At 68.3% G+C, this 11,654-nt stretch carries 15 protein-coding genes; 5 read left to right on the top strand and 10 right to left on the bottom strand.

The window, feature by feature from the left end; all coding sequences use genetic code 11:
• Both ACNPNP_RS10610 and ACNPNP_RS10605 read right to left on the bottom strand, forming a co-directional pair.
• The coding region (locus ACNPNP_RS10610; protein ID WP_448966166.1) for a helix-turn-helix domain-containing protein at nucleotides 1–151 on the bottom strand (151 nt) is incomplete at its 3' end.
• A 46-nt stretch (nucleotides 152–197) separates the two neighbouring features.
• Complete coding sequence (locus ACNPNP_RS10605) at nucleotides 198–860, bottom strand: hypothetical protein (RefSeq protein ID WP_448965984.1); 663 nt, start codon at nucleotides 858–860, stop codon at nucleotides 198–200.
• A 174-nt stretch (nucleotides 861–1,034) separates the two neighbouring features.
• Here ACNPNP_RS10605 and ACNPNP_RS10600 point away from each other — a divergent pair, with 174 nt between their 5' ends.
• A complete protein-coding gene (locus tag ACNPNP_RS10600) occupies nucleotides 1,035–1,643 on the top strand; it encodes a DUF4386 family protein (RefSeq protein ID WP_448965983.1) in 609 nt (202 codons plus the stop codon).
• On the opposite strand, the gene ACNPNP_RS10595 is transcribed toward ACNPNP_RS10600, so the two are convergent.
• Nucleotides 1,640–2,746, bottom strand: a complete 1,107-nt coding sequence (locus ACNPNP_RS10595) for a serine hydrolase domain-containing protein (RefSeq protein ID WP_448965982.1) — start codon at nucleotides 2,744–2,746, stop codon at nucleotides 1,640–1,642. The genes ACNPNP_RS10600 and ACNPNP_RS10595 overlap by 4 nt on opposite strands.
• A gap of 117 nt (nucleotides 2,747–2,863) precedes the next feature.
• Between ACNPNP_RS10595 and ACNPNP_RS10590 the strand changes: the two genes are divergently transcribed.
• Nucleotides 2,864–3,520, top strand: coding sequence for a histidine phosphatase family protein (locus ACNPNP_RS10590; protein ID WP_448965981.1), 657 nt, complete (start codon nucleotides 2,864–2,866; stop codon nucleotides 3,518–3,520).
• Nucleotides 3,521–3,530: 10 nt separating this feature from the next.
• On the opposite strand, the gene ACNPNP_RS10585 is transcribed toward ACNPNP_RS10590, so the two are convergent.
• Nucleotides 3,531–4,259 carry an NADPH-dependent F420 reductase gene (locus ACNPNP_RS10585; protein WP_448965980.1) on the bottom strand — a complete coding sequence of 243 codons (729 nt, stop codon included), beginning with the start codon at nucleotides 4,257–4,259 and terminating at the stop codon, nucleotides 3,531–3,533.
• A gap of 136 nt (nucleotides 4,260–4,395) precedes the next feature.
• Here ACNPNP_RS10585 and ACNPNP_RS10580 point away from each other — a divergent pair, with 136 nt between their 5' ends.
• A complete protein-coding gene (locus tag ACNPNP_RS10580) occupies nucleotides 4,396–4,731 on the top strand; it encodes a sugar ABC transporter ATPase (RefSeq protein ID WP_448965979.1) in 336 nt (111 codons plus the stop codon).
• Between the two features lie 21 nt (nucleotides 4,732–4,752).
• On the top strand, nucleotides 4,753–4,959 hold the full coding sequence (locus ACNPNP_RS10575; RefSeq protein WP_448965978.1) for a hypothetical protein: 207 nt from the start codon (nucleotides 4,753–4,755) through the stop codon (nucleotides 4,957–4,959).
• A gap of 10 nt (nucleotides 4,960–4,969) precedes the next feature.
• On the opposite strand, the gene ACNPNP_RS10570 is transcribed toward ACNPNP_RS10575, so the two are convergent.
• From ACNPNP_RS10570 to ACNPNP_RS10560, 3 genes are read right to left on the bottom strand one after another with little or no spacing between them, the layout of a single operon-like run.
• Nucleotides 4,970–5,182 carry a KTSC domain-containing protein gene (locus ACNPNP_RS10570; protein ID WP_448965977.1) on the bottom strand — a complete coding sequence of 71 codons (213 nt, stop codon included), beginning with the start codon at nucleotides 5,180–5,182 and terminating at the stop codon, nucleotides 4,970–4,972.
• 28 nt (nucleotides 5,183–5,210) lie between these two features.
• On the bottom strand, nucleotides 5,211–5,855 hold the full coding sequence (locus ACNPNP_RS10565) for a DedA family protein (protein ID WP_448965976.1): 645 nt from the start codon (nucleotides 5,853–5,855) through the stop codon (nucleotides 5,211–5,213).
• Between the two features lie 10 nt (nucleotides 5,856–5,865).
• Nucleotides 5,866–6,837 (bottom strand): methyltransferase family protein, encoded by a 972-nt coding sequence (locus ACNPNP_RS10560; protein ID WP_448965975.1) that lies wholly within the window; start codon nucleotides 6,835–6,837, stop codon nucleotides 5,866–5,868.
• Between the two features lie 93 nt (nucleotides 6,838–6,930).
• Here ACNPNP_RS10560 and ACNPNP_RS10555 point away from each other — a divergent pair, with 93 nt between their 5' ends.
• Complete coding sequence (locus tag ACNPNP_RS10555) at nucleotides 6,931–7,311, top strand: hypothetical protein (protein WP_448965974.1); 381 nt, start codon at nucleotides 6,931–6,933, stop codon at nucleotides 7,309–7,311.
• Between the two features lie 35 nt (nucleotides 7,312–7,346).
• On the opposite strand, the gene ACNPNP_RS10550 is transcribed toward ACNPNP_RS10555, so the two are convergent.
• From ACNPNP_RS10550 to ACNPNP_RS10540, 3 genes are all read right to left on the bottom strand, one after another.
• A complete protein-coding gene (locus ACNPNP_RS10550; RefSeq protein WP_448965973.1) occupies nucleotides 7,347–7,778 on the bottom strand; it encodes a GbsR/MarR family transcriptional regulator in 432 nt (143 codons plus the stop codon).
• Nucleotides 7,771–8,589 (bottom strand): alpha/beta fold hydrolase, encoded by an 819-nt coding sequence (locus tag ACNPNP_RS10545; RefSeq protein ID WP_448965972.1) that lies wholly within the window; start codon nucleotides 8,587–8,589, stop codon nucleotides 7,771–7,773. Before ACNPNP_RS10545 ends, ACNPNP_RS10550 begins: the two co-directional genes overlap by 8 nt.
• Nucleotides 8,590–8,625: 36 nt before the next feature.
• Nucleotides 8,626–11,654: error-prone DNA polymerase (locus ACNPNP_RS10540; protein ID WP_448965971.1), on the bottom strand; the 3,029-nt coding region annotated here is incomplete at its 5' end.

The following is an 11,654-nucleotide window of genomic DNA, read 5'->3' as shown; positions in this document are numbered from 1 at the left end:
GCACCCGCAGATGCTGCGCGACCGCCGGCTGGGAGATGCCGAACTCCTCTTCGATGACCGTGGAGATACTGCCGGCGGGCTCTTCTCCGTCTACCAGCAACTCGAGAATCCGCCTCCGAACGGGATCACTCAGGACGTCGAACGCGTGCATGGCTCAATGATTACGCGACGGCTTATATAAGTCAAGGCGTAACCATTCACAGAAGCAATTGGCTGAGGGGATGGACGAAGTAGCGCAGCGAGTACGCCTCCCAGACGGCGCCGATGATGAGCAGTGCGACTGCGGGCAGTGCGAGAAGTCCGATGCGCTGCAGGCCGCGGACGTATCCCTGACGGCGGTTCTTCGCTCCGATGCTGCGCGGGAACAGCCAGTACTTGCCCAGCAGGTATGCGCCGAGCAGCAGCAGTATGTAGGCCTGGAGCTCGATGATGAACGTCAGGGAGTGGGGGATGAGCGCCACCCACCCCTGGGCGGATGCCGGGACCAGGGTGATGCCCGTCTCGACCGCCCAGTATCCGAAGAACGCGAGACCGGCGAACGGCACGATGAGCGACGGCAGCACGATCGTCAGCAGACTGAGCCGGAAGACGTTCACGCCCAGGATCGTGAGTGCGAACAGGGGTGGGATGTTCACCAGCCAGCGCACCAATTCGCCGGTGCCGTCCTCTTCGAGGCCTGCGGTCTGTGCTGCATTGAGTTCGGGAAAGACCAGTCCGATCGCGAACCCGATGAGGGCGAGGCCGTACGCGGCGAGATTGATCACGAGATAGGCGCGCCGGTTGTCGCGGATGATCCGGAAGGGGCGGCGCCAGAAGGGAGCGGGTGCGGGCTGCTCGATGCGCGCGGATTGAGTTGTCATGCTCCTATCCCACTCCGCCCGCCGCTCTCCGTGAAGTGCCGGGCTGTCACTGGAAGGCATGACACCAGTCATTGCCGTCCAGGAGAAGTCATCGCATCCGGTTGAGGAGAGGCTTGCGGAATGTAAAGAATTCTGTACATTGGACATGTCAAGAATCTTTTACATGGAGGTCGTATGTCCAGGTCATCTGCTCGTTCCGCCACCCTCGTCGCCGGTGTCGGCCTCGCGCTCATGGCGGTGATCGCACCGATCGCCGTCTTCGTGGCGATTCCGGCCGGTCTCACCGGCTTGGCGGCACTCGTCGTGCTCACTGCCGCGATCCTCGACGTCGTCGTGGCTCTCGCACTGCTGCCGGTGTTCTCCGGACGCGCCCAGACGCTGGGGCACATCACCGCCGGGTTGCGCGTCGCCTATGCGGCCGTGTTCGCCGTCGCCGGCGCGAATCTGCTCGGCCGAGCAGATGTCGATGCATTCGAACGCATCTGGGACGCCGGACTGCTCCTGTTCGCCGCGCATCTCATCGCACTCAGCGCACTCATCTGGCGCTCGGAGGTCGTCGGTCGGTGGCTGTCCGTACTGGTGCTGATCGCAGGGCTCGGCTATCTCGTGGACGCCGTCATCGTCGCCGTCGCGCCGGGGCTCGGCGTGGAGGTCGGCAGCGTCACCTTCGTCGGGGAGGTCGCGCTCCTGTTGTGGCTGCTCATCCGAGGTGGGCGTCCGCGCCGCAACCGTGGCGCTGATCTGCTGACCGCAGACGCGGTGGCAGCCGAGCAGAGCGCTTAGCCTTCGCGAACTCCCTGCAGCTCGGCGATCATTCCGAACATCCTGTCGTCCATCTCGACCTGGGTCATGACGATGCAGATCGTGCCGTCCGGGTCCACGAAGAAGTCGGTGCCGAGACCGCCCGACCATCCGAAACGGCCACGGTGCGGACCGCCCGTGACGACCGAGACTCCGTACCCCCAGCCGGTGTTCTCCCAGAACCCGGGGAAGAAGCTGTCCGGCTGCTTCGCGGTCGCATCGACCTGATCGGTGCGCAGGGCGTCGCGCAGGTCGGTGTCGATCAGCCGTCCGTCGATCAGGGCGCGAAGGAACGCGTGGTAGTCGGCGAGGGTCGAGACGAGTTCCGAGTGGCTCGTGTCGAACGGCGCCGGAGCGGCGTAGAAGCCCGCACCACCCGGTTCCGACTGCTCATAGCCCTGCGCGCCGTGCCGGAACGCCGGAGGCAGACGGTGCGCCTGGTCCGCGGGCACAATGAACCCGGTGTCCGGCATCCCGACGGGCGTGAACACTGTCGCATCCAGCACTTCTTGAGTGCTTCGGTCGGTGACGCGGCCCAGCAGGATGCCGAGAATGCCGAACGAATGGTGATAGCGCCACGCTTCGCCCGGCTCGAAGGCGAGCGGGAGTGCGGCGAGCGTCTCGAGCCACTCCTGCGCGCCGCGATCCACCGGCTCGGCGCCGGCTTCGACACCTGCGTCGATCATCGCCTGTCGCAGCGGTGTGTCGGAGGTCATCATGCCGTAGCCCGACTGATTGGTGAGCAGGTGGCGCACGGTGATCGGGCGCCGCGCCGGCCTCGACTCGTCAAGGGGAGCATCCGGACGGGGGAGGACGCGCGGCGCGGCCAGCTCGGGGATCCACGTGGCGATCGGGTCGTCAAGGGCGATCACTCCGTCCTGCACGAGACGCAGGGCGGCGACCGCGGTGATCGCCTTCGTCATCGACTGGATGCGGAAGATCGCGTCCGCACCGAGAGGCGGGCCGCCCGGGGTCGTGAGGCCGACAGCGACCGGCTCGCACCCCTCTCCGATCGTGCCGACCGCTCCCGGCATCGTGCCGGCGTCGACGTGGCGGCTGAGGAGATCGTGCAGGGAATCGGACACGTGGGTGCTCCTTGATCGGACTGCGTGGGCCAAGAATAGCTCGGCCGCTGCGCGCACGCGTGTTCAGAATTCGGCAGGGACTTGCACCTACGATCGGAGGAACCGATCGGAGCACTCATGACGACGCTGTACTTCGCCAGACACGGCGAGACCGAGTGGCACGCAGAACATCGCTATGCGGGATCATCGGACGTCGCACTCGTGCCGGATGCGATCTCGCAGGCGGCGGGACTCGCCGCATGGGCGGGCACGGCAGAACTCGGCGCGATCGTCGCCTCTCCGCTGAGCAGGGCGCGATTGACGGCCGAGCCCGCAGCGGAGTCCGCCGGACTGCCGCTCCGCATCGACCCGCGTCTCGTGGAGATCGATTTCGGCCGGGGCGAGGGGATGTCGCCGGCGGAACTCGCGACGGCCTTCCCCGAGGATTGGGCCGGATTCGAACGGCACCCGGCGCAGTATCCGCTTCCGGGCGGTGAATCCGGACGCGACGGCATCGCCCGCGCCATGCCACTGCTCGACGAGCTCGCCGCCGAGTTCCCTGACGGCCGGGTGCTCATCGTCGGACATGCGACGCTGATGCGGCTCATACTCTGCGAGCTGGTCGGACTCGACCCCGACTGGTATCGCGACATCTTCCCGGCGCTCGACAACTCGGCGCTTCTCGAACTCGAGTTCCCGTATGCGGGGGAGTCCGACTGGCCAGGGCGCGCGCGCATCCTCGGCATCAATGTGCCGCCGATCTCGCACATCCCCAGGCCCCAGCTCCCGTCGTGAACGGCTGAGCTCACGACGTCGTCAGCGAACCTTCGTCGCCGGGATCCGGCAGCTCGCCACGCGCCCGTGCCACGACGATTCCCCGTTGCGAGGTCGGGAACCGCTCGAGCATCTCGCGCAGCTGCGCAGCTTCGACGTCGGCGCCGAAAGCCTCGGCACCCGGCTCCAGCATGATCCCCGCGGCGAGCGGCCCGGCGATGACCGGGTCGAAACCGAGGTCGTCCACGAGGTCGGCGACGATCGAGACCTGCGCTGCGTCATCGCCTGCGATCGCGATGGCCTTGCGTTCGGGGCTCCCGGCCGGTCGGGCCTCGTCCTCGAGATCCTGATAACCCATGTGGCTCAGCGCCTTGACGACGTGCGCGCCGATGAGATGCGCCTGGACGAGCTCGCTCGTCGAGGTACGCGGGTCGCTCAGGTCGTCGCGGATGCCGTCGGACGCCCACCAGTAGTTCATGGCGTCGATCACCAGGGTGTCGTCCAGCAGTTCGGCCGGCAGCATCCGGTACTGCCCCAGCGGCAGCGCCAGAACGACGGCATCCGCCTCGGCGGCGACCATCGCGACGGTCCCGGCCGTCGCGCCGATGGAACGCATGGCGGGAGCGATGAGGGCCGGCGCTCCGGAACCCGCGACGATGACCCGGTGACCTGCGGAGACCGCCAGGCGGGCGAGCACCGTGCCCAGTCGACCGGCTCCGATGACGCCGAGGGTCCGGGTCGTGCGCTCGTCGCTGCCCATCTGGTCATCGTACGACGCCGCGGACTGTAGCCCTCGGACACCGCATCAGCAACCCCCTGAACGCCTCGCGTCGGATCGAGGAGACTGACCGCAGCGGGATCGACGCATCGCTCGCTCCCCACGCGAAGGAGGAGACATGACATCGACACCTGGCATCGGATCCACCGAGGACCCGGACGACATGCAGCCGTTGCGCGATCGCGATGCGACGGCGCCTGCCGACCCGACCGACGACCCTGCGCAGGCCGAATGGGACCGCAGCGCAGCACTCGATGAGGGCGCGCCCGAAGAAGATCTCGCTGCGACGACGGCGACCGGTCGCGACCCGGACGAGATCCCCGCGGCGGACGACGAGATCCCGGCCGAAGACCTGCACGGGTCCGCGTCGCAGCCGGAGTCGCAGGGCGAGGATCCTGTCATCGCCGATATGGGCGATGAGGGAGAAGGCGATCTCGCGCCCGAGGACGCCTGATCGACACGGGAGGAGAACACGATGAGCACGCCTGAGTCACGCGCGTCCGCTGATGCGACTGATGCCGATCTGCAGGAGCAGCAGCGATCGGCGCTCGAGGACGGATTCGACCCGGAGCAGACCGCGCAGAGCGACCCGCCGGACGGTTCCAGGGCCGATGCCGACCCCGCCGACGTTCAGGAGCAGTCCCTCGAAGTGCCGGAGGAGGACGAGCGCCCACCGGAGTGAGGGTCACGGGTCAGGACACTCGTACGGTCGGATAGACGTCACGGATGTGCGAAACGAAGAAGCGGCCCTTGCTCTCGGCATCCATCAGCGCGCGGTGCACCGACGGTGCCACCGCGTGATACCGGTAGACGTCGCCGCTCGTGAACTCGATCTCCAGAAGCGCGAGCGCGTCGTCGTAGCCGACCGATCGGATGGCCGAGGATTCCACGCCGAGGCGTCTCATGAGAGGAAGCCTAAGCCGCGTCAGCGCGTCAGTCGACGGCAACCCTGTTGCGGCGCATCTGGCGGACCCGCAGCGTGATCCACACGGCGACCGCCACCACGACGACCGCGATCACGACCTTCTGGAACACGCCGGCGTACTCCTCGACGACGTGCCAGTTCGCGCCGAGGAAGTACCCCGCGAGGACGAAGATGGTGTTCCAGATCGCGCTGCCGGCTGTCGTGAGCAGCGTGAACCGCAGCAGCGGCATCCGCTCGATCCCCGCAGGAATCGAGATCAGACTGCGGAAGATGGGGATCATGCGGCCGAAGAAGACCGCCTTCGATCCGTGACGGCCGAACCACGCCTCGGTGCGTTCCACGTCTGCGACCTTGATCAGCGGCATCCGATCGGCGATCGCATACATGCGGCGCCGTCCCAGCCAGGCGCCGATGCCGTACAGGGCGAGGGCGCCGGCCACCGAGCCCGCCGTGGTCCAGATCAGCACCTCGATCAGACCCAACGTGCCCTGCGCCGCAGCGAACCCCGCGAGAGGCAGGATGACCTCGCTCGGCAGCGGGGGGAACAGATTCTCGAGCGCGATGGCGAGCCCTGCGCCGAAGCCTCCGAGAGTCTCCATGAGGGTGACCGCCCATGCGGCGATCGCGTTCAGGTTCTCGGCTCCGGCATCCATGCTCTCCAGGCTAGGAGGCCGAGCCTGAGGATCTCCGCTGAGTCACTGGATGTTCACCATCCGGAAGGAATGGCGTGAGCCGGGGCACCCAACACCGCACGGCGTGGGTGTAGTCGGCGTACTCGGCACCGAAGCGGTTCGCGAGATCGGCCTCCTCGAGCGGACGCACCACCCAGTTCCACACCAGCGAGCCGCACAGCGCGTAGACGACCACCAGCCAGGAATCGACCAGCAGTCCGACCGCCGCGCCCTGCGCGATCCCGGCCAGCGCCATCGGATTGCGCACGAACCGGTAGGGTCCGGCGATCACCAGCCGCCGCGCCGTCGCAGACGGCAACGGCGTTCCCTCTCCGCGCGTCGACATCGCCACCGCCGACCAGACGCCCAGTGCGCTGGCCGCCAGAAGGATCACCAGCCCCGACCATCGTGCGGCCTCCGGAAGGGGCAGATGCAGATTCCAACGACGCTCGATGACGGCGATGATCACCGGGAAGACCACGAGGAACAGCCCCCAGAACACGACCACCTGGCCCGTCGTGCGTGCCACATGCGCCGAGGTGGACGCCGATGGCGCCACGCGGATGGCGAACGGACCGAAGAGGATCCACTCCGTGGGCAGCCGGTCGAAGCGGATGAGCAGCCCGGCCCCGATGCCGGCGGCGGCCGCGGCGATCATCAGCAGTGCACCCCACCCGGCCTCGCCCGTCACCGTCGCGTACAGAGCCATGCCCGCCGCGACCAGTGCCGTCCACGCCGCGACGACCCACACCACCGGGCGCACACCGCATGCGACGAGCGCAGAGCCGATCACGAACAGGGGGATGTCGAGCCACGCGACGAGGATCGGATCCAGCGACCCGAGAGTGAGGGAGCGGATGCCGTCGCTGAAGAACACGCCCAGCCACCAGGCCGCACCCGCCACCGCCTGCACGGCGAAGTACAGTCGCCCCACGCGTGCATCGAGGCGGAGCGGGAAGGGCATGGCCCGAGTATAGGAGTCGGCGAGCTCGCGTCCCGGCACTGCCCCGCACGACCTTGCTCTTGCCCGGAGACCGGAAGTTCATAGGCTGGAGCCATGGACAGGACGCTCACGATCGCGGTGCCGGCACCGATTCCCCACGGGCATCGCATCGAGGTGGTCGAGCGGGTCGACGATGCGGGGTCGCGCTCGGTCGTCGTGGTCACCGACCTGGAGACGCGCATCCGCTATCGGCAGGATGCGTCGCCCGCCTCGGATGCCGCGACTTGGACCGGCCGGGTCATCGAATGCGTGATCGCCCCGACGAGAGCCGGGGTCAAGACCATGCTCGTCGTCGATCCGACGGGACCGGGCTCGGCAGAAGCCGACGTCGCGCTGCGCGGAGCGGATGCTGCGGCCGATGCCGCCAGGGTCGAGGCGCTCCGCTGGGGCGGGGCGGACACCGTTCCCGAGCCGGAGCCGCCGCGCTTCTGGTGAGTTCCGCTCTTCCGCCCCCGAGAGCACGGTGCTGATCAGGTGCGCTCGCGCAGCATCCGATCTCCGGAGTCGATGTACGCCTCGAACAGATCCGTGACGTCGCGCAGTCGTGAGACGGCGTGCTCGCCCTCGACCACGTCCTCTCCTGCGCGCCGCGTTCGAACGAACGCGCCCCCACGCTCGTGGCTCGCGGCCAGCAACTGCTCGAATCCACCCGCCGCCTCCACGAGAAGTCGCCTGCTGCCGGGCTGGGGGATCGTGCGCGCCAATCCCCACGAGACGAGTTCACGCACGGATGCGCTCACCGCGCCCGTGCTCAGCGAGAGCTCGGCGCGGAGCTGATCGGAGGTCACCGGGTCTGCGCTCGCGAGCAGGTGACCGTAGACGCGGCCGGTGGCGCGGGAGAGGTTCCAGGAGGTGAGCAGGTCGCCGACCGTGTTGATGAACCTCTGTCGGTCGTCATCCATGATTCGCACGTCCGATCCGGCTGGCCAGGAACTGCAGGATCACGTCGGAGACCTTCTCCGGCGCGTCGAGCGGGGAGATGTGACCGGCCGCGGGGATGACATGTTCGGCGATGTCCTCGGCACGCGCCCACCGCGGCATCGCGGTGCGGATGTTCCCCGTGTCGTCCTCCGCACCGCGGACGAGCGCGAGCGGCACGGGAGATCGTGCGCCGGGGTCGGGATCGACCAGCGAGAGTGTGGCGCGCCACACGTCGAGGAACACCGGTTTCGACATGCGTTCGAAGCACTCCCTGGCGTACGCGATGCCGGCCGGAGTCGTCGCGGAGGCCTTCGCCATGAGATCAGGGAGCCGTGATGCGGGTATCAGGGCGAGAAGCGGCGCGGCCAGGCGCAGCCCGAGGCGTTCCATGCTCGTCAGGGGCCCGGCGTTCCAGGTGGAGTCGATGACGATGAGCCCGCCTGCGAGAGCGGGCCGCTGCTTCACCACGGTCTGCGACAGGTTGCCGCCGAGGGAGTGGCCGATCAGCGTCGGGCGCTCGAGTTCGAGGTGCGCGACGAGCGACACGAGGTCATCGACAGCATCGGGCGCGCGGAAGCGGACGCCGTCGTCGAGAACCGATGCGCCGTGTCCGCGCAGATCCCATCGGATGACGCGGAAGCCGGCTCCCTGCGCGGCCTGCGCCTGGGCGTCGAACATCACGTGATCCACGCCGGCCCCATGCGTGAAGACGACGGGATGGCCGTCCCCACCGCTGTCGGAGTACCGCAGGTCGCAACCGGGCCGGGGCAGGTGCTGAGCTAAATTCACCATTTTCTGAAAATAGCAGAAGAACCTGTCGGGAGGGCCTCAGCGGAAATCGCGTGAGCGGTGCTCGATGCCGGTGCGCAGATCCTGGAATCCGTCTGCCAGCACGTTGATGACGCCCTCGGGGGAGCGCTCCAGCATTCCTCGTATGATCAGCGCCGGTGAGTCCCGCGCGACCCGTCGATAACGATTCCAGACCCCGGTGGAGCAGACCACGTTGACGAGGCCGTGCTCGTCCTCGAGGTTGAGGAACGTGACCCCCGCCGCCGTCGCCGGCCGCTGCCTGTGGGTGACGAGTCCGGCGACCTCGATGCGCCGGCCGACCTCATGATCGCGCAGCTGTGCGGCGGTGAGCACGCCCCGCTCGCTCAGTGCGGAGCGGAAATGCGCCATCGGGTGGTCATCCGTGGAGACGCCGGTGGCGGAGAGATCGGCGGCAAGCTGCTCATAGCTCGTCTGGTCGGTGAACAGCGGAGGCTGCACGGACACGGTAGTGCCCGGCAGGAAGCGGGCGCGATCCTCGGCGGCGGCGCCCGCGAGCCAGATCGCCTCCCGCCGCTTCAGCCCGAGGCATTCGAAGGCACCAGCCGTGGCCAGCGCCTCCAGCTGAGCGGATGTGGCATCCGTGCGCCGCACCAGGTCATGCAGGTCGCGATAGGGGCCGTTCTCCTCGCGTTCCGCGACGATGCGCTCGGCCATCGGCTTCCCGATCCCGCGCACCTCGCTGAGCCCCAGACGCACGGCGAAGGCTCCGTCACGACGGTGCGCTGCCGACTCATCCGGCGCATCGCGGTCGAAACGCGGCGGGTCCGGCTGCTCGTAGGCGAGGCAGGAGTCCCGGCCTGTGGGGCCGAGGGAATCCGACCTGTCTTCCGGGGACAGGGGCTCCAGGGAGTCGGTCGCCGCCGATGCGTGGAGGTCGGGCCTGCGCACCTCCACGCCGTGCCGCCTGGCATCGGCGGTGAGCGTCGACGCCGAGTAGAAGCCCATCGGCTGAGAGCGCAGGAGACCGGCGAGGAACGCGGCGGGGTAGTGCAGCTTCAGCCAGGAGCTGGCGTAGACGAGCAGCGCGAACGACAGCGAGTGCGACTCGGCGAACCCGAAGTTCGAGAACGCCTGGATCTGCTCGTAGATGCGATCGGACTGTTCATCGGAAAGCCCGTGCCGCGCCATGCCTGCGTACAGCTTGTCGCGGATGCTGTCGATCCGTTCCAGGCCGCGTTTGGAGCCCATGGCGCGCCGGAGCGTGTCGGCCTCGTCGGCCGTGCAGTCGCCGATCGTCGTGGCCATCTGGATGAGCTGCTCCTGGAAGATGGGGATGCCCAGGGTGCGCTCCAGAGCGGGCTTGAGGACCGGGTGCGGGTAGGGGATCTCCATCGGTGGCGTCGGAGCCTCACCGCGGGCCGCTCGCTGACGATTCTCCTCATCGATGCGGTCCTTCTCCATCTTGCGACGGACGAACGGGTGCACGGCACCGCCCTGGATGGGTCCGGGTCGGATGAGGGCGATCTGGATGGCGAGATCGTAGAAGCTGCGCGGCTGCAGTCGGGGGAGCAGCCCGATCTGCGCACGCGACTCCACCTGGAACACACCGATCGAATCGGCGCGGCAGAGCATGTCGTAGACCGCAGGCTCCTCCTTGGGGATCGTCTCCAGCCTCCACGTCTCCCCGGTGGAGGCGGCGATCAGCTCGAAGCAGCCCTGCAGAGCCGCGAGCATCCCCAGTCCCAGCAGATCGAACTTCACCAGACCCATCCATGCGGCATCGTCCTTGTCCCACTGGATGACCGTGCGATTCTCCATCCGGGCGTGCTCGACCGGCACGACCTCTCCCACCGGGCGCGCGGTGAGCACCATCCCGCCGGAGTGGATGCCGAGATGCCGCGGCGCCTTCAGCACCTCGCCGGCGTACTCCAGCACCGTCTCGGGGATGTCGTGGCCGTCCACTGGCATGAGGTCGGCACCCCAGCCGTCGACCTGGCGCGACCAGGCGTCCTGCTGCCCTGGGGAGTAGCCCAGCGCCCTCGCCATGTCGCGCACGGCGTTCTTCGGGCGGTACTGGATGACGTTCGCGACCTGCGCGGCGCACTCGCGGCCGTACTCGCCGTAGACCCACTGGATGATCTCCTCTCGCCGGCCGGAGTCGAAGTCGACGTCGATGTCCGGCTCCTCCTCGCGAGTGCTGGCGAGGAAGCGCTCGAACGGCAGGCCGTAGAGGATCGGGTCGACAGCGGTGATGCCGAGCAGATAGCAGACCGCGCTCGCCGCAGCCGAGCCCCGCCCCTGGCACAGGATGCCGCGGCGCTTCGCCTCGGTGACGATGCCGTGCACGATCAGGAAGTAACCGGGGAAGTCCTTCTCCGCGATCACGTTCAGCTCGCGTTCGATCCTGGCCCGCCCGTCGTCGTCGAGTCGTGGATACCGAGCGGGAACCGCATCCCACACCAGTCGGCGCAGCCAGCTCATCGGAGTGTGCCCCTCCGGCACTTTCTGCCTCGGCAGGTCGGGCCTGGCACGGCGCAGCGGGAAGGCGGACTCCTCGGCGAGGAGAAGCCCGTGCGAGATCGCACCGGGGTAGCGCTGGAATCGGGCGGTCATCTCGGCGCCGCTGCGCAGATGCGCCGCGCCGTGGGAGGGTAGCCACCCGTCCAGATCGTCCATGCTGCGCACCGCTCGTATCGCCGACATGGCCTCTGCGAGCCCGGCGCGCTGCGGAGTCGCGGAGTGCACGTTGTTCGTCGCCACCACGGGGAGGCGGTGCGCAGCGGCGAGGTCGGCGAGGGCGTCGTTGCGACGGGTGTCCTGCGGATCGCCGTGGTCGAAGAGCTCGACGGCGATGCTGTCGCGGCCGAACAGCTCGACGAGGCGGCGCAGCGGTGTCTCGGCGTCGCCTGCCGCGAGCCCCTGGCGCACACCACCCTTGCGGCATCCGGTGAGGATGGTCCAGTTCCCGTCCGCGCTCGCCGCCAGATCATCGAGGTCGTAGACCGGGCGCCCCTTCTCTCCGCCGCGCAGCTGCGCCCTGGTGATCGCTCCCGAGAGACGGTGATAGCCCTCGAGTCCGGGGGGGG

The organism is Microbacterium xerophyticum (assembly GCF_053543555.1).
This window is presented reverse-complemented; position numbering and strand designations above follow the sequence as displayed.